Source organism: Pseudarthrobacter sp. HLT1-7 (assembly GCF_059383435.1).
This window is the reverse complement of record NZ_JBWZCH010000011.1, coordinates 31,216-47,115: the sequence shown is the minus strand read 5'-3', so window position 1 is coordinate 47,115 and position 15,900 is coordinate 31,216. Positions and strand designations below refer to the sequence as shown.

The window sequence follows — 15,900 nt, the reverse complement described above, 5'->3', positions numbered from 1 at the left end:
CCGGCCTTTGTGTCCGCCTGGCCAAGCGGTCGCGGCAGGCATAATGGAGCCCATGCGACGGGCACTCCTGGGGATCATGGCCGCCCTCATCCTGCTGGCGTCCTCGGCGTGCAGCATCACGCAGAAGGACCCGGACTACGTTCCGCCGCCGCCCCTGCCGGCGCTGGAGCAGCTTAAACAGGCGCCCCTCACAGACGCCGCGAAGTACGCCGTCGGGCAGGAGGTTCTCAGCTTCGTCACCGCGGACCGGAACGTGGTCTGCTCGCTGACCTCGGCACGCGGCGAGCACCTCAACCTGCCGTATGAACAGAACGGCTTCGCGGACAGCGCCAACAACAAGCTGGCGACCGTGCCGGTGGCGCACTGCGGGCTGGCGCTCTACCCGACACCGGAGGCGAAGGACGCCACCGACAGCTGCGGAGGCACCGGCCTGGGCTTCCTGGGCGGCGCCGCGTTGCTCACTCCTGCGAAGGCCAGCTACGGCGAATGCCGCTCCGGGGTCACACAGCAGGAAGCGGCTTTTGGCCCCGGGGGCACCCGCAGCGGCCCGATTTCGCAACTGCCCGTCCTGGACGACGGCAAGAACCTGGAGCGCAACGGGCTCCGCTGCTCGGCGTACAACGGCGGGGTCGCCTGCGGAAACGTGTCCGCCGGGGTCGCTTTCTTTGTGTCGCGGGACCGTTACGAGCTTTTCTCAGATGCCGGTAAACAGGCCTCCCAGGCGCCGTCGGACGCCCCAAAAAGCCCGTAATCTAGGGCTTTTTCTACGCTCAATAGAATAGTGTCCTTCCTCACATAACGGGTACTCTGGGACGGGCCGGTCCCAAGGAACGACTAGAGTTCCGGAAGGAGTATTGCGCCGTGTGGCTCGTTTCCAAGCCAGCCGCAGGGTGCGTTTATTCCGCAGCCCGGTAACCGCGAGAACGTGGGGTCCGGCTGTACAGAAACTACTTCGACGTAGAAGGACACTAAACCGTGGACCTGTTTGAATACCAGGCGCGCGATATGTTCGAGGCGCACGGTGTACCCGTGCTTGCCGGCATCGTAGCGCACACCCCTGAAGAAGCGAAGGCAGCTGCCGAGAAAATCGGCGGCGTAACGGTCGTGAAGGCCCAGGTTAAGGCCGGAGGCCGCGGCAAGGCCGGCGGCGTCAAGGTCGCCAAGACCGCCGACGAGGCGTTTGAACACTCCACCAACATCCTCGGCATGGACATCAAGGGCCACACCGTCCACCGGGTGATGATTGCCCAGGGTGCCGATATCGCCGAGGAATACTACTTCTCCGTCCTCCTGGACCGGGCCAACCGCAACTACCTGGCCATGTGCTCGGTCGAAGGCGGCATGGACATTGAGCAGCTCGCCGTTGAGCGCCCCGATGCCCTGGCCAAGATCGCGATCGACCCGGCCGTCGGCATCGACCAGGCCAAGGCCGATGAAATCGTCGCCGCTGCGGGCTTCGCCGAGGAACTGCGCGGCAAGGTCGCCGCCGTCATCCTGAAGCTCTGGGACGTTTTCAAGAAGGAAGACGCCACCCTCGTGGAGGTCAACCCCCTGGTCCTGACGGGCGCGGGTGACATCGTTGCCCTCGACGGCAAGGTTTCCCTCGACGAGAATGCCGACTTCCGGCACCCGAAGCACGCCCACCTTGAGGACAAGGACTCGGCCGACCCGCTTGAGGCCAAGGCCAAGGCGCAGGACCTCAACTACGTCAAGCTGGACGGCGAAGTAGGCATCATCGGTAACGGTGCAGGCCTGGTGATGTCCACCCTGGACGTCGTCGCCTACGCCGGCGAAAACCACGGCAACGTCAAGCCCGCCAACTTCCTGGACATCGGCGGTGGAGCTTCCGCAGAGGTTATGGCAGCAGGCCTCGACGTCATCCTGGGCGACCCGCAGGTCAAGTCCGTCTTCGTCAACGTCTTCGGCGGCATCACCGCCTGCGACGCCGTCGCCAAGGGCATCGTCGGTGCGCTGGCCGAGCTGGGCCACTCCGCGAACAAGCCGCTGGTAGTGCGCCTCGACGGCAACAACGTCGAGGAAGGCCGCCGCATCCTGGCCGAGGCCAACCACCCGCTGGTTACCCTGGCCGCCACCATGGACGAGGGCGCCGACAAGGCTGCCGAGCTCGCCAACGCAGCGAAGTAAAGGGACTCAGCTATGTCTATTTATCTGAACAAGGACTCCAAGGTCATCGTCCAGGGCATCACCGGCGGCGAAGGCACCAAGCACACCGCCCTGATGCTCAAGGCCGGCACCAACGTTGTTGGTGGCGTCAACGCCCGCAAGGCCGGCACCACGGTCCTGCACGGAGACACCGAGATCACCGTCTTCGGCACCGTCAAGGAAGCCATGGCGGAGACCGGCGCCGACGTGTCCATCGTCTTCGTGCCGCCGGCATTCACCAAGGACGCCGTCGTTGAAGCCATCGAGGCCGGCATCGGTCTGGTCGTCGTCATCACCGAAGGCGTGCCCGTCCAGGACTCTGCCGAGTTCTGGGCCCTGGCCCAGTCCAAGGTCGATGCCAACAGCAAGCAGGTCACCCGCATCATCGGACCGAACTGCCCCGGCATCATCACCCCGGGTGAGGCCCTCGTCGGCATCACACCGGCCAACATTACGGGCAAGGGTCCCATCGGCCTCGTCTCCAAGTCGGGCACCCTGACCTACCAGATGATGTACGAACTGCGCGACCTCGGCTTCTCCACCGCCATCGGCATCGGCGGCGACCCGGTCATCGGCACCACCCACATCGATGCCCTTGAGGCATTCGAAGCCGACCCGGAGACCAAGGCGATAGTGATGATCGGCGAAATCGGCGGCGACGCCGAGGAGCGTGCCGCCGACTACATCAAGGCACACGTCACGAAGCCGGTTGTCGGCTACGTTGCTGGCTTTACCGCTCCGGAAGGCAAGACCATGGGCCACGCCGGCGCCATCGTCTCGGGTTCCGCGGGCACCGCCCAGGCCAAGCAGGAAGCCCTCGAGGCTGCCGGCGTCAAGGTCGGCAAGACGCCGTCCGAGACCGCCAAGCTCCTGCGCGAAGTCCTCGCAACCCTCTAAGGTCGGAGCACCACAGCACCAAGCAACGCGGGGTCACTTACGGCCCGTCCCACCCGGTGGGATGGGCCGTAAGTGACCCCGCGTTGCCTTTTAAGGGAAGTACGACGGCGGCAGGTCACCGTCCCTGGGAGGTCGCCTGCCGACGTCGTACTCTGTCGATCTGAACGCTGCCGATCTGTTCGCTGCCGTGAAGTGGCGCTGCGCCCTCAGACTTTGGCGCCGGCGAGGAGTTCGTCGAGCCGCTCGTAGGCCTCGGACAGGCCGCCTTCCATGCCGGACTGTGCCATGCCGTCGCGGGCCTCCATGCTGGGGTAGACCGCGTGGGCGGTCAGCCGGGTGCGTCCGCCGCCGAGGTCCGCCAGGGTGAGGAACTCGATGCTGACGACGTCCGGGTAACCGCCGAACTCGAAGGTCTGAATGGCGAACTCGTTCTCGCGGACCGTGTGGAACACGCCGCTGAACTTGTAGGGCACGCCGTCCGGCCCCGTGTGGGTATAGCTGTAGCTGCCGCCGGTGCGGAAATCGTAGTGGTGGACGTCGATGGTGAGACCGCGCGGGCCAAGCCACTGGGCAACGAGTTCGGGTTCCTTGTGGGCCCGGAAGACATCGGCGACGGGGAAGTCGAACTCCCGCTCAATATCGATGAAGGGCAGACCCTCCGGGACAGTGACTTTCAGGGCGTTGGTCATGACAAGTCCTTAGCCTGGGTGCCGCGTGCCGCGGCGTTGGATTGGAGTACGGCGTCAAGGCTGCGGAACTGCCCCTCGCGGACCAGCCGGTACTGGTCGATCCATGCGGTGAGCGCCTCCAGCCGTGCGGGGTTCAGGTGGACGGGCCGGCGCTGGGCGTCACGGGTGCGCGTGACCAGCTGTGCCTGCTCGAGGACCTGGATGTGTTTCGAGATCGCCTGCTTGGTGATCGCGAAAGGTTCCGCCAGTTCATTAACGGTGGCCGGGCCCCTGCTGAGCCGGGCTATCATGCGGCGACGGACGGGGTCGGCGAGGGCGAGGAACGCCGAGTCGAGCAGCTCGTCGTCGCATATGTCCAACGGCATCCCACCTCCCCGTCAGCCTCTTGTGATCAATGTATTCTTTGATCAACCCTTTGGTTGTTTAAGAGTAGGACGGGGCCCACAGTATGACAAGGGGTTTGCCGCGCTGACGGCACTGCGTCACGGAAAACACTTAGCGAATATCCGGTTAACTGCGCGAAAAACCGCCGGTCAGTGGCGGAATCATCCGGATACTGGAAAGCATGACTACCTTTACTCGTCGTCAAGTACTGCGTACAGCAGGGGTCGCCGCCGTGGCCGGAACCATGGCCACCGGCACCCCCGCGGGCGCGTTTTCCGCCTCTGAAACCGGCCTCTTTGGCCACGGGATCGCCTCAGGAGATCCCATGCCGGGGAGTGTGCTGCTGTGGACCCGCGTCACGCCCACCCCGGAATCGCTACCCGGCAGCGGTGCCGGCCCCGACGTCTTGGTCGGATGGGAAATTTCCGCAGATGCAGCCTTTAAGAAAGTGGTGGCCCGCGGTACTGCGGCCACCGGCCCGGCCCGGGACCACACCGTGAAGGTGGTGGCCGCCGGGTTGGCTCCCGCCACGAGCTACTGGTACCGGTTCACTCTCGGGCAGGAGAGCTCCCCCGTGGGCCGGACCCGGACCACACCGGCCGCCGGCGCCGCGGTGGCGCGGCTGCAGTTCGGTGTGGTGTCCTGCGCCAACTGGCAGGCGGGATACTTCTCCTCGTACCGCCACCTGGCCGCACGTGGCGATCTCGACGCCGTCCTTCACCTGGGCGACTACCTCTACGAATATGCACCCGGCGACTACCAGGCCCGCGACGTCGTGGTCCGCCCGCACGATCCCGCCCTCGAGATGACCCAGTTGGCGCACTACCGCCGTCGTCATGCCCAGTACAAGACGGATGCCGACCTCCAGGCGCTGCACGCCGCGGCCCCGTTCATCGTGACCTGGGACGACCACGAATCGGCCAATGACGCCTGGAAGGGCGGCGCCGAAAACCATACCGAGGGTGCCGAAGGCGCCTGGCGCGAGCGCGTCGCCGCCGCACACCGGGCTTATGCCGAGTGGATGCCCGTCCGCTACGAGCCGGGCGGCCAGCTCTACCGGCGGCTGGACTTCGGCTCCCTGGCCAGCCTGTCCATGCTGGACCTGCGCTCCTACCGGGATCAGCAGGCCGCCAACGGCGCGGATTCCGCGATCAGCAGTCCCGCCCGCACCATCACGGGCGCCGCCCAGATGGACTGGCTGCTGGGCAACCTGAAATCCTCCGGCCCGCAATGGAAGCTGGTGGGCAACCCGGTCATGATCGCACCCGTCCGCTTCCCCTCGACCCTGAACACCGCCGAACTGGCGGGGGTGCAAAAGCTGGTGGGCGGTACCAGCATCGGCGGCGTGCCGTACAACGTGGACCAGTGGGACGGCTACGAGGCGGACCGCAACCGTGTGGTCCGCCACCTGCGCGACAACGCCGTCAAGGACACGGTCTTCCTCACCGGCGATATCCACTCCGGCTGGGCCTGCGACATCCCAGCGGACCCGGCTACCTACCCGGCCACCGGCGACTCCGTGGCCGCGGAGCTGGTCTGCACCTCCGTGACGAGCGACAACCTCGACGACATCCTCAACGTTCCGCCACGGACCGCATCCGTCGCCGTCGAGAACGCCTTCAAGGCGGCCAATCCGCACGTGAAATACCTGGACTTCGACTCGCACGGCTACTCCGTTCTGGACGTGACGGCCGCCGGAGTCCGGATGGACTGGTACGTCCTGGCCGAACGGACCTCCGCCAGTTCCGGATCAACGCTGTCCACATCGTTCAAGGTGCAAGCCAATACCGGCAAGGTCACGCCGGCCCAAGGAGGACTCCAGTGAGCCGTTCACCGCAGCAGGGCACACCCGCCGGCAGCGAACTTACGACGCCGGGACGCCGGCAGTTCCTGCAACTCGCCGCTGCCGGCGGTGCCGCCGTCGTCCTTTCCGCGGCGCAGGGCACGGCCTGGGCCGCCCCCGCCGCGGGACGGACCCGTTGCTATGTGCTGGTGGTGGACGGCTGCCGGCCGGATGAGATCACGCCCGCCCAGACGCCGAGGCTGGCTGCCCTGCGCGACGCCGGCACCAATTTCCCCGCCGCCCGCTCGCTGCCGTTGATGGAGACCATTCCCAACCACGTCATGATGATGACGGGGGTGCGCCCGGACCGTTCGGGCGTGCCGGCCAACGCCATCTTCGACCGGGCCGAAGGCATGGTCCGCGACCTGGACCGGTCCACGGACCTGCACTTTCCGACCCTTTTGGAGCGGCTGCAGAACCGCGGGCTCACGACCGGATCGGTGCTCAGCAAGGAGTACCTTTACGGCATCTTCGGTGCCCGGGCCAGCTACCGGTGGGAACCCCGGCCGGTGCTTCCGGTGACCGGCCACGCACCCGACGCTGCCACCATGGACGCACTTCTGGCGATGGTGAGCGGTCCGGACCCGGACTTCGTATTCACCAACCTGGGCGACATCGACCGTGTGGGCCACTCCGACCTGTCCGGCACCACGCTGCGGGCGGCACGTGAGGCGGCACTGGCGGCCACAGACATACAGGTGGGCCGTTTCATCGACCATCTCAAGGGCGCAGGTACCTGGGATTCCAGCGTGATCATGGTCCTGGCAGACCACTCCATGGACTGGTCCGTCCCCAGCAACGTCATCTCGATCAACCTGATCCTCCAGTCCCGCCCGGAGCTGCAGTCCAACGTCAGGATTGCCCAGAACGGCGGCGCCGACCTGCTCTACTGGACGGGCCCCGACGCGGACCGCACGGCCGGCCTGGCCGCCGTCGAACAACTGGTCAGCGCGCATGAAGGCGTGCTGTCGGTCAACAGGCCGGCGGACCTCCGGCTGGGGGCCGAGGCCGGTGACCTGGTGGCATATTGTCGCGCGGGCTGGCGCTTCGCCGACCCGTACGTCGCGTCCAACCCGATCCCGGGCAACCACGGGCACCCGGCCACGGAGCCCATTCCGTTCTTCGTAGCCGGCGGCAGCCCGCTGGTGGTGCGGGGGTCGGTGTCTTCCGAGGCTGCCCGGACCGCCGACGTCGCGCCGACCGTCGGCGGGATTTACGGGCTCAAGCCCCCTGCCGGCGGCTACGACGGCACGGCCCGTAGTTCCGCCTTCACCCGGTAGCCCGTTCCGCCGGGCTTCCCAAAAAGCAACGCGGGGTCACTTCGCGCCCATCCTGTACCCCGGGACGGGCGCGAAGTGACCCCGCGTTGTTCTTTTGGCCCAACCCCGGAGTAGCCCCTTGCGCTCAGGCGGGGAATTTGAGGCGCCTTCGAGGGAGTTGGAGCTACACGTGGGCGTGCAGCCGGGGGAGGGCATCCACCAGCGGCGCCAGTTCCGGTACCTCATGCGCCTCTGCGAGGGCCCGCTCCAGCGTGGCGTCGTGGACTGGCCGGCTCTGCTCCAGGAGCGCGATCCCGTTCGGGGTGAGTTCGGTGTAGATGCCGCGGCGGTCGTCCACGCACAGGATCCGGGTCAGCAGGCCCCGGTCCTCGAGCCGGTTGACCAAGCGTGTGGTAGCGCTGGCGCTCAACGCGGTGGCGCGCGCCAACTGCTGCATCCTCATGTGCCAGCCATCCTGCCGGCTCAGCGCGTGCAGCACTGTGTACTCCACGACGGATAGTTGCGCCACAGCCTGCAGGGCGCGTTCCAGCTCCGTCTCAATCAATCCGTGCAAGGCCGCCAGTGTCCGCCAGCCGTGTGCCCGGACCTCAACAGCGCGGTCCTTGATGCCCATTAGTTTATTCCCTTCAGACCGGTCTGCCCCGTCCCGAACAGCCGAGAACGCACGCAGCCCGTCAGTTTAGTTGCTGGCGCGGCATATTTGTTGGTGCAACAACAAATAGCGCGTCTGCAACTACTAGCTTACGCTTCGCTTTTTCTTTCCGGTCCATAGCCAGTCCAGCTCATGTGGTGGCTGGACGGCGGGGCGCGGACGCACCCACTGCGGCCGCGGTCATAGCGACCGAAGACGGGACTGTCAGCGACTGAAAGATGCAGATGCAACCAAGGGTTGCGCATCTGGTTTCCACGAACTACCGTGATGTGCAACCAAACGTTGCAGAAAGAAGGATGACCATGGAGTACGGAAGCATCGAGCGCGAGATCCACGTGGACGCCTCCCCTGAGGTAGTCTTCGAGGTCGTCAGCAGTCCCGAGCACCTCAAGGAATGGTGGCCGGACGAGGTGGAGATCGAGCCGAAGGCCGGCGCTACGGGCCGGATCGTTTTCCATCGCGAGGCACCCGAAGAGGCGCTGGTCGTTCCGATCATGGTCGTCGACGCCCAGCCGCCGCGCCGCTTTTCATTCCGCTGGGTCTACGAGGCGGGAGCGTTGCCAGGGCCGAGCAATTCGCTGCTGGTGACCTTCGACCTCGAGCCGTCGGGGAAGGGGACCCGCGTGAGGATGACCGAGACCGGCTTCCGCGAGCGGGGCTGGGAAGCGGCCGCTCTGGAGCAGGCCTACCAGGAGCACGGCCAGGGTTGGGACTACTTCGTCCCCCGTCTCGGTGAGTACGTCGCACGGCTGGTGTCGTCGTCATGACGGTCGCGGTGGACGACGACCTCTGGTCGGCGATCGGGGACCCCACGCGTCGTCGGATGCTCGACCTGCTCCTGGCTGATGGCGATGGAACAGCCACAAGCCTCAGCGAGCACCTGCCGGTGACCCGTCAAGCGGTCGCGAAGCATCTCGGCGTGCTGGACCGCGCCGGCCTGGTCCAGGCCGCACCCGCCGGTCGCGAGATGCGCTATCGCGTCGACGGCGTGCAGTTCGCCCGCGCTGTGGCCCAGTTGGCCGCGGTCGGGACGGCCTGGGACGCACGGCTGCGGCGCATCAAGCGGATCGCCGAGGCGATCCAGCGCACTCAAGACCAGACCAACCAAGACCAGACGAAGGAGTAGGACATGGTGGACATCCTCCACAGGATCGGCGTCAAGGACTCGTCCCCGGACAAGGTCTACAACGCGTTGACCACGCTCGACGGCCTGTCCGGCTGGTGGGCCAGCGACACGAAGGGATCCGTCGAGGTCGGCGGAGTGATCGAGTTCCGCTTCGAGCCCGGTGGCTTCGACATGCAGGTCGCCGAGCTCAAACCGGCAGAGCGCGTCCTCTGGCAGGTCGTCAACGGCCCGGCCGAGTGGATCGGCACCACTGTGAACTGGGAGATCAAGCAGGAAGGTGAGTACTCCATCGTCCTGTTGAGCCACGTTGGCTGGAAGGAGCCGGTCGAGTTCATGTACCACTGCAGCACCAAGTGGGCCGTCTTTCTGATGAGCCTGAAGTCGCTTCTCGAGTCCGGCACCGGCAACCCGGAGCCGCGCGACGTCAAGATCAGCAACTGGCACTGACCTCGCTGCCACAGGGGCCACTGCAGGGACATGGCGGATTCAGGGATCGCCGCAGCACCGATCCGATGTCCAGCCGGTGAGTAGAACACGCAGGCGCTCGGCCGGGGAATCCCAACCAAGCGTTTTGCGTGGTCGGCCGTTGAGTTCCTGAGTTCCCGTCACCTGCCTCGTAGATGTCCGTGCCGCTACGGTCGTTTCCGTCCAGCCCGGCGACCGGCAGATCACCCCCCGCCCGGGAGAGCGACGCCGTCGATCGCCTGCCGCGCCGGTCTGCCAGTTGCCCGGGGGCCGGCGCCGCGGTGAGCAGCGCCGGTTCGCCGCCGCCGTCGTGCACCAGTTCCACGATGCAGCCGAAGAGGTGGCTGGCTTCCACCACGCGCGTTTCCGGGTCCGCGGAACTGCCGAGGCGGACAGGGACGCTGATGCGGGTCTGGCTGCTGCGGGAGAGGGGCGGAGGCTGCCTGGATTGGTCTGCAACACGTCGCCCCGGGCTAGGATTGCCGAATGACAAACAGATATCTTGTGTCCCGCAGCCGCTTCATCGCCGCCGCCCCGGAAGCCATCTTTGAGGTGCTCGCCACCCCAGCACTGCACAGCGTGATCGACGGCTCCGACACCGTTAAAGGTGCCCAGCCGCGCGGCCCGGAGCGGCTGGCCCTCGGCGCGAAGTTCGGCATGGACATGAACATGAGGCTGGACTACAAGATCCTCAACACCGTCTGTGAATTCGAGGAAGGCCGCCGGATCGCCTGGCGGCACTTCGGCGGCCACATCTGGCGCTACGTGCTGGAGCCCGACGCCGACGACGCTGGCAATCCCGGCACCCTGGTCACCGAACAATGGGATGCAAGGGAAGTGCGCGCCAGGATTCTCCTGCGCCTGGCCGGCTTCGTCCGCCGCCACCCGGCCAACATCGAACAGACCCTCGCCAAGCTTGACGCCTACCTGGCCAACGCCGCGGGGCGCGATTCGGACGACGCGGTGGTTTCCTGACGCCAAACGCGGCGCTGATAGGGGCCGTGCAGCCGGCGGCGGTGCACGGTCCGTCCGGCGGTTTATGTAGTGTGGATGGCACCGGGAGCAACGAGCAAGACTGAAGGTGGGAACCGTGATGGGCCGCAGGACACTCGTGGACGATCTCGTTGACGGCATCCTCGCCGACATCCTCGACGGCAAACTGCAGCCCCACGAGGCCATTCCGCCAGAAGCGGACATCGCCAAAGCCTACGACGTCAGCCGTCTCACGGTGCGTGAAGCGCTGAAGGTTCTGCGGGCGCAGAACATCCTTTACGTGAAAGCCGGCCGCGGAACCTTCGTCAATCCCACTGACAACTGGACCGGGCTGGACGCGATCTTCAAGGCCGCCTCGCATGGCAGCGGGGCGGAGCAGGTGGCCGTGGGGCTCATTGAGATGCGCCGCATGGTGGAAACCGGGGCGGCCGCGCTGGCGGCCAAACACCATACTCCCGAGCATGCCCACCAGATGCGCTCGTGCATCGCGGACATGAAACGCTTTTATGATTCCCGCGACCTGGATGCCTTCGTGGCGGCGGACATCGGCTTCCATGACGTCGTGCTAAAGGCTTCGGGCAACCTTTTTGTCCGGGCGCTGTTCGCGCAGCTGGGACAGCTCCTTTACGTGACGCGGCGTGAGACGTCCGCCGTCGCGGAGATCCAGCTACACGCAATCGAGTACCACCAAAAGGTCATGGACAGCATCCTCAGCGGCGACGTCGAGCTGGCCCGCCGCGCCATGGACGAACACATGGAGCAGACCTACCGGGACTACGAACGCTACGTACACACCGCAACGCCGTGACATATCAGTCCTGACGTCGTACCGCGCGCTAGCAGGGGCTTGACGTAATCCACATCACTCTCCTATGCTTTTTCTCATGTCGTTCAGACAGATGTCTGACATCTGACTTAAGCCGAATCGGACCCCCGGGTCGAGCTGGACTGAGCCTCCCAAACATCCCCACGGATTCCCGTCACCGTCGAAAGGTGCAGGCCTCCGTTAGACAGAAGGTCGATGATGACTTCACACCCCCTAAAGTCCACAGGACTCGGCGAACTCGGCGAGCGTACGCTCCGCAAGGTCCGCCGCCGCGTTATGCCGCTGATTGTCCTGCTCTACTTCGTTGCTTACCTTGACCGCAACAACGTGGGCTTCGCCAAACTCACCATGAGCGAGGACATCGGCCTGAACGCCGCCGCGTACGGGCTGGGCGCCGGAATCTTCTTCCTTGGCTACGCGCTCCTTGAGGTCCCGAGCAACGCCGGAATGTACCGGTTCGGTGCCCGCAAATGGCTGGCCCGCATCCTTATTACCTGGGGCATCTTCGCCACGGCCATGTGCCTGGTGAACGGCGAAACCACCTACTACGTCATCCGGTTCCTGTTGGGGGCGGCGGAAGCCGGGTTCTTCCCGGCCATCCTTTTCTACCTGACGCTCTGGTTCCCCGCCGCACAGCGTGTGACGGTGCTTGGCATCTTCATTCTGGCCCAGCCAGTGTCCAACGCCCTGGGCGCCCCGGTCTCCGGGTTGCTCCTGCAGATGGACGGACTCATGGGCCTTCAGGGCTGGCAATGGCTGTACATCATCGAAGGCATCCCCGCCATCCTCCTGGGCCTGCTCACTCCCATCCTCATGACCGACCGTCCGCGGGATGCCACGTGGCTCAGCAACGATGAGCGCGAATGGCTTGCTACCACCATGGACAAAGAACTGGCCGTCAAGTCCGGCTCCGGCAACCACAACTTCCTGGCCGGCCTCAAGGACAAGCGCACCCTGACCTACTCTGCCCTCTACTTCGGGCTGGTCTGCGGGATCTACGGACTGGGACTGTGGATGCCCACCATAGTCTCCGCGCTGGGTAAGTTCTCCACGGCCCAGGTCGGCTTTATCGTGTTGATCCCTTACACCGTGGCCGCCGTGTTTGTGTACTTCTGGAGCAAGCGCGCCGACCGGACCGGCAAGCGTGCCTGGCACACCGCCGTCAGCATGGTGCTGGCCGGGATGGGCTTGCTGGCCGCAGGATACCTGCTGCCCGTCAACCCAATTCTGGCCATGATCGGATTGACGGCCTCGGCCATGGGCATCTACGGCGCGATCGCACCGTTCCTTTCCATGCCCTCTGCTGCACTGACGGGAGCGGCCGCGGCCGCCGGGTTGGCCCTGATCAACTCGCTGGGCAATCTGGGCGGGTTCGTTGCCCCATACGCCGTCGGGCTCCTGAACGACGCCACGGGGAACAATCAGAGCGGCCTGCTGTTCCTGTCCTTCTGCCTGTGCATCACGGCGGTGGCGACCTACCTCTACGCCCGCAAACGCCCCGAAGGCGATGCCGCCCTGGACTCTGCAGTTGCCGCGGACGCCGGGATGGACGCTGACTCCACGGCCACCGCCAAGTCCTCCTAATACCAAGATCTCCAAAGGAACCACACACAATGACTACAACCACTTTCCCCACCGAACGCACCGTTGTCCTGACCGGCGCCGCGTCGGCTCGCGGCATAGGCCGCGCCGCCGCTGACCGGATGGCCAGCGAGAGGTGGTCCATCGCCATCCTTGACATCAACGCGGAGGACGCCATGGCAGCCGCCGCGGAGATCGGTTCCAACCGAGCGGTCAAGGCCGTCGGCGTTGGGGCGGACGTGTCTGATGCGGCCTCCGTTGACCGGGCCATCACCGAGGTCGAAGACTCGCTTCCGCCGATTGTCGCCCTGGCCAACCTGGCGGGCATCAGCTCTCCGACGACGTTTATGGAAACTACCGTCGAGGAGTGGGACAAGGTCTTTGCGATCAATATGCGGGGAACCTTCATCGTTTCGCAGCGGGTCCTCAAGGGCATGATCGAGCGGAAGCTCGGGCGGATCGTCAGTATCTCCTCCATCTCCGCCCAGCGGGGCGGCGGGACGTTCTCGAAAGTTGCCTACAGCGCCACCAAGGCCGGAATCCTCGGGTTCACCCGCGCCTTAGCCCGCGAGGTCGGTGAGTTCGGGATCACGGTCAATGCGATTGCCCCCGGCCCGATCGACACCGACATCATGGGTGGCACCCTCACCGATGAGCGCAAGGCCCAGCTCTCCGAGGGCATCATGATGGGCCGGGTCGGCACCCGCGAGGAAGTGGCGGCCCTGATTGCCTTCCTGCTGGGTCAGGACTCCGGCTACATCACCGCCGCCACCTATGACATCAACGGCGGCCTTCAGGTTTCCTGACCCGGAGCCGGGCCCCGGCCCGGTTGCCTCCGCCGGTTTCCGGCGGGGGCAGCTTCGGGTTGAGTCCAGCCCCGCTGACCGATGGGTGGCTATGCAGACCGGTCGTCTGCGCATGCCGGGCGGAGCTGAAGTCTAGGCTGGCCCTATGACCGCCGCCCGCAGCCTGCACCCCAGCCCGCGCACCCTGGAGGTCGAGAGCCTCGACAGCTTTGACCGGCTGGTTGCGGCCGGTGCCAGAACCATGCACGGCTGGCATGCGCAATCGCTGGACCTGCGCGGACGGACGCCACAGCTCGAGGCCATGCGGGCCCAGGGCGCGATCTTCCTCGGCTGCACTTTCGACGACGGCGTGGAGGATACGCTGCGCAGCCGCGGCGCCCTGATTTTCCCCCGACTCGAAACCGTGCCGTTCAACCCCTACCGCGGGCAGCTCTACACCCCGCACGAGCTCTATGAAGGCATTGCCGACTCACGCTGCGAGGACACCCCGGATGCCATGGTGTACCAGTGGAGTATCCGGCCGGGCCAGCGCCACCGTCTCGACGCCACCCTGGCCGCCGCCCTGCACGACCATTCGATCGGCGATGCCCTCGACGAGCTGACCCGCTCGGAACTGTGCGTGGGCCGGACCATGGTGGGCGTTATGGGCGGCCACGACGCCCGCCGCGGGACGGCGGTCTTCGAGGAAGCCGCGCGGCTCGGCCGGCTGCTGGCGAGGGATGGCAAGGTCGTCGCCACCGGCGGCGGGCCGGGAACTATGGAAGCCGCGAACCTCGGCGCCTACTTGAGCGAGGCGTCAGAGCCGGAATTCCGGCGGGCCCTGGACGGCCTTGCCGCGGTGCCCGCCTTCCTGCCGTCGGTGTCGGCGTGGGCGCGGGCGGCGGCCGCCGTCGTCGAACGCCATCCGGGCGGAACGCCGTCGCTCGGCGTCCCCACCTGGTTTTACGGCCATGAGCCGCCCAACTTCTTCGCCACCCACATTGCCAAATACTTCGCCAACGCCGTCCGCGAGGCCGTTCTGCTGGAACTGTGCAACGGCGGAATTGTGTTTCTGCCGGGCTCGGGCGGCACGGTGCAGGAGATCTTCCAGGACGCCTGCGAGAACTACTACGGCACCCCGGAAACCATCGTGCCGATGGTGCTGGTGGGGGAGGAGCACTGGCTGCGCCGCTTCCCGGCGTGGCCTTTGCTGCAGAGCCTCGCCGCCGGCCGGCCGATGGAGAACAGGATCTTCCTCGTGGACACCGTGGAGGAAGCGCTCGCCGTCCTGGGCCGCTGCGGTTAAAGGTCCTTGCGGCACTGGGCGCGGCCCAGCTCGCGCAGGCCGAACAGGTCCCCGGCGGCCAGGCCGTCCGGGGCACCGATCTCCGGATACATGAGCTGCACCGGGTCGTCCACGTGTTCCAGGCCCATGACGTGGCCCAGTTCGTGCAGGATCACGGCGGTGGCATAGTCGGCGCCGTCAGGCCGGCCGAGGTCCTCGGCGATCTGCGGGGCATCGAGTTCGAGGCTGCCGGTGACGAAGCTCTTGGGCCCGTCGCCGAAGCTGAAATGCGTGCTGCCGCCGGTGCCGATGACGGGGCCCTTGAGCTGCGGAGCCTGTTCCGGGGTGGTCCACGCAATCAGCAGCGGCGCCCAACGGTCCCCATAGGCAGCCTGCTGGTAGGGCATACGTTCCTGCGACGGCGCCTCGGTAGTGGCGCCGTCATTGATGAACGTGATGCCGGTGGCGCGCGAGACGGTCCGGATAGCGTCGTCGACGAGGCGTTCGGTGCCCGCCGGCGCGAGTCCGGCGTTGACCACATAGTGCAGCGGCCGGCACGGCGAATAGCCCACCGGGGTGCCGTCGTCGTTCGTGGCCAGGAACTTGAACGATGTGCTGGCAACGGCCGGCGCCTGGGGCCGGGCCAGCGGTTCGTCCTGCTCTTCGAATCCCGGCGTGGGAGTGTCCGTCCGGGAATTCCGCGCGGCGCCGGACTGCTGACCGGTCTGTCCTGCCACCGGCGGGCCGGGGGCTGCGCCGGGACGTGCATTCGATCCCGATCCGCGGCTGACCTCGAAGAGTCCGGTGAGTACCGGGTCGCCGGCGACGAATCCGGCGGCCAGGAAGGCGGTGCCGGCAATCAGGGCCGCAGCGCTCAGGCCGCGGACAATCCGCAGCACGGCGTGTGGGCGGCTGCGCCGCGCTGTCCGGT

At 66.3% G+C, this 15,900-nt stretch carries 17 protein-coding genes; 13 read left to right on the top strand and 4 right to left on the bottom strand.

The window, feature by feature from the left end; translation table 11 throughout:
* Positions 1 to 43 precede the first annotated feature (43 nt).
* The 3 genes from AC50X6_RS11890 to sucD all read left to right on the top strand — a co-directional run bounded on the left by AC50X6_RS11890 (position 44) and on the right by sucD (position 3,060).
* The gene (locus AC50X6_RS11890; RefSeq protein ID WP_494966411.1) at positions 44 to 751 is read left to right on the top strand and encodes a hypothetical protein; all 708 of its coding nucleotides are present in this window, start codon (positions 44 to 46) and stop codon (positions 749 to 751) included.
* A gap of 224 nt (positions 752 to 975) precedes the next feature.
* Positions 976 to 2,145: an ADP-forming succinate--CoA ligase subunit beta gene (gene sucC / locus AC50X6_RS11885; RefSeq protein ID WP_494966410.1), complete on the top strand. Its 1,170-nt coding sequence runs from the start codon at positions 976 to 978 to the stop codon at positions 2,143 to 2,145.
* A gap of 12 nt (positions 2,146 to 2,157) precedes the next feature.
* Entirely contained in the window at positions 2,158 to 3,060 is a 903-nt protein-coding gene (gene sucD, locus AC50X6_RS11880; protein WP_494966409.1) for a succinate--CoA ligase subunit alpha, read from the top strand.
* A 206-nt stretch (positions 3,061 to 3,266) separates the two neighbouring features.
* On the opposite strand, the gene AC50X6_RS11875 is transcribed toward sucD, so the two are convergent.
* Positions 3,267 to 3,749, bottom strand: coding sequence for an SRPBCC family protein (locus AC50X6_RS11875; protein WP_494966408.1), 483 nt, complete (start codon positions 3,747 to 3,749; stop codon positions 3,267 to 3,269).
* Positions 3,746 to 4,114 (bottom strand): ArsR/SmtB family transcription factor, encoded by a 369-nt coding sequence (locus tag AC50X6_RS11870; protein ID WP_494966407.1) that lies wholly within the window; start codon positions 4,112 to 4,114, stop codon positions 3,746 to 3,748. Before AC50X6_RS11870 ends, AC50X6_RS11875 begins: the two co-directional genes overlap by 4 nt.
* Before the next feature lie 200 nt (positions 4,115 to 4,314).
* Between AC50X6_RS11870 and AC50X6_RS11865 the strand changes: the two genes are divergently transcribed.
* Together AC50X6_RS11865 and AC50X6_RS11860 are read left to right on the top strand one after the other, a co-directional pair.
* A complete protein-coding gene (locus AC50X6_RS11865; protein ID WP_494966406.1) occupies positions 4,315 to 5,958 on the top strand; it encodes an alkaline phosphatase D family protein in 1,644 nt (547 codons plus the stop codon).
* The gene (locus tag AC50X6_RS11860; protein ID WP_494966405.1) at positions 5,955 to 7,256 is read left to right on the top strand and encodes an alkaline phosphatase family protein; all 1,302 of its coding nucleotides are present in this window, start codon (positions 5,955 to 5,957) and stop codon (positions 7,254 to 7,256) included. The genes AC50X6_RS11865 and AC50X6_RS11860 overlap by 4 nt, the downstream gene beginning before the upstream one ends.
* Positions 7,257 to 7,419: 163 nt before the next feature.
* Here AC50X6_RS11860 and AC50X6_RS11855 read toward each other — a convergent pair whose 3' ends face one another.
* Complete coding sequence (locus tag AC50X6_RS11855) at positions 7,420 to 7,869, bottom strand: MarR family winged helix-turn-helix transcriptional regulator (protein ID WP_494966404.1); 450 nt, start codon at positions 7,867 to 7,869, stop codon at positions 7,420 to 7,422.
* Between the two features lie 341 nt (positions 7,870 to 8,210).
* Here AC50X6_RS11855 and AC50X6_RS11850 point away from each other — a divergent pair, with 341 nt between their 5' ends.
* The 8 genes from AC50X6_RS11850 to AC50X6_RS11815 all read left to right on the top strand — a co-directional run bounded on the left by AC50X6_RS11850 (position 8,211) and on the right by AC50X6_RS11815 (position 14,990).
* Complete coding sequence (locus AC50X6_RS11850; protein WP_494966403.1) at positions 8,211 to 8,675, top strand: SRPBCC domain-containing protein; 465 nt, start codon at positions 8,211 to 8,213, stop codon at positions 8,673 to 8,675.
* Complete coding sequence (locus AC50X6_RS11845) at positions 8,672 to 9,034, top strand: ArsR/SmtB family transcription factor (protein WP_494966402.1); 363 nt, start codon at positions 8,672 to 8,674, stop codon at positions 9,032 to 9,034. The genes AC50X6_RS11850 and AC50X6_RS11845 overlap by 4 nt, the downstream gene beginning before the upstream one ends.
* A gap of 3 nt (positions 9,035 to 9,037) precedes the next feature.
* On the top strand, positions 9,038 to 9,481 hold the full coding sequence (locus AC50X6_RS11840) for an SRPBCC family protein (protein ID WP_494966401.1): 444 nt from the start codon (positions 9,038 to 9,040) through the stop codon (positions 9,479 to 9,481).
* 504 nt (positions 9,482 to 9,985) lie between these two features.
* A complete protein-coding gene (locus tag AC50X6_RS11835) occupies positions 9,986 to 10,474 on the top strand; it encodes an SRPBCC family protein (protein WP_494966400.1) in 489 nt (162 codons plus the stop codon).
* Between the two features lie 118 nt (positions 10,475 to 10,592).
* The gene (locus AC50X6_RS11830; protein WP_494966399.1) at positions 10,593 to 11,300 is read left to right on the top strand and encodes a FadR/GntR family transcriptional regulator; all 708 of its coding nucleotides are present in this window, start codon (positions 10,593 to 10,595) and stop codon (positions 11,298 to 11,300) included.
* Between the two features lie 213 nt (positions 11,301 to 11,513).
* The gene (locus AC50X6_RS11825) at positions 11,514 to 12,902 is read left to right on the top strand and encodes an MFS transporter (RefSeq protein ID WP_494966398.1); all 1,389 of its coding nucleotides are present in this window, start codon (positions 11,514 to 11,516) and stop codon (positions 12,900 to 12,902) included.
* A 29-nt stretch (positions 12,903 to 12,931) separates the two neighbouring features.
* Positions 12,932 to 13,705 (top strand): SDR family NAD(P)-dependent oxidoreductase, encoded by a 774-nt coding sequence (locus AC50X6_RS11820; protein WP_494966397.1) that lies wholly within the window; start codon positions 12,932 to 12,934, stop codon positions 13,703 to 13,705.
* A 145-nt stretch (positions 13,706 to 13,850) separates the two neighbouring features.
* On the top strand, positions 13,851 to 14,990 hold the full coding sequence (locus tag AC50X6_RS11815) for an LOG family protein (protein ID WP_494966396.1): 1,140 nt from the start codon (positions 13,851 to 13,853) through the stop codon (positions 14,988 to 14,990).
* On the opposite strand, the gene AC50X6_RS11810 is transcribed toward AC50X6_RS11815, so the two are convergent.
* Positions 14,987 to 15,865, bottom strand: a complete 879-nt coding sequence (locus AC50X6_RS11810) for a matrixin family metalloprotease (RefSeq protein ID WP_494966481.1) — start codon at positions 15,863 to 15,865, stop codon at positions 14,987 to 14,989. The two genes, AC50X6_RS11815 and AC50X6_RS11810, sit on opposite strands and share 4 nt — an antisense overlap.
* Positions 15,866 to 15,900: the final 35 nt, after the last annotated feature.

Coding starts and splice junctions, on each gene's coding strand:
- AC50X6_RS11845 (WP_494966402.1), top strand. CDS start 8,672: ATGACGGTCGCGGTGGACGACGACCTCTGGTCGGCGATCGGGGACCCC.
- AC50X6_RS11865 (WP_494966406.1), top strand. CDS start 4,315: ATGACTACCTTTACTCGTCGTCAAGTACTGCGTACAGCAGGGGTCGCC.
- AC50X6_RS11870 (WP_494966407.1), bottom strand. CDS start 4,114: ATGCCGTTGGACATATGCGACGACGAGCTGCTCGACTCGGCGTTCCTC.
- AC50X6_RS11850 (WP_494966403.1), top strand. CDS start 8,211: ATGGAGTACGGAAGCATCGAGCGCGAGATCCACGTGGACGCCTCCCCT.
- AC50X6_RS11890 (WP_494966411.1), top strand. CDS start 44: ATGGAGCCCATGCGACGGGCACTCCTGGGGATCATGGCCGCCCTCATC.
- AC50X6_RS11875 (WP_494966408.1), bottom strand. CDS start 3,749: ATGACCAACGCCCTGAAAGTCACTGTCCCGGAGGGTCTGCCCTTCATC.
- AC50X6_RS11820 (WP_494966397.1), top strand. CDS start 12,932: ATGACTACAACCACTTTCCCCACCGAACGCACCGTTGTCCTGACCGGC.
- AC50X6_RS11830 (WP_494966399.1), top strand. CDS start 10,593: ATGGGCCGCAGGACACTCGTGGACGATCTCGTTGACGGCATCCTCGCC.
- AC50X6_RS11840 (WP_494966401.1), top strand. CDS start 9,038: ATGGTGGACATCCTCCACAGGATCGGCGTCAAGGACTCGTCCCCGGAC.
- AC50X6_RS11825 (WP_494966398.1), top strand. CDS start 11,514: ATGATGACTTCACACCCCCTAAAGTCCACAGGACTCGGCGAACTCGGC.
- AC50X6_RS11835 (WP_494966400.1), top strand. CDS start 9,986: ATGACAAACAGATATCTTGTGTCCCGCAGCCGCTTCATCGCCGCCGCC.
- sucD (WP_494966409.1), top strand. CDS start 2,158: ATGTCTATTTATCTGAACAAGGACTCCAAGGTCATCGTCCAGGGCATC.
- AC50X6_RS11855 (WP_494966404.1), bottom strand. CDS start 7,869: ATGGGCATCAAGGACCGCGCTGTTGAGGTCCGGGCACACGGCTGGCGG.
- AC50X6_RS11815 (WP_494966396.1), top strand. CDS start 13,851: ATGACCGCCGCCCGCAGCCTGCACCCCAGCCCGCGCACCCTGGAGGTC.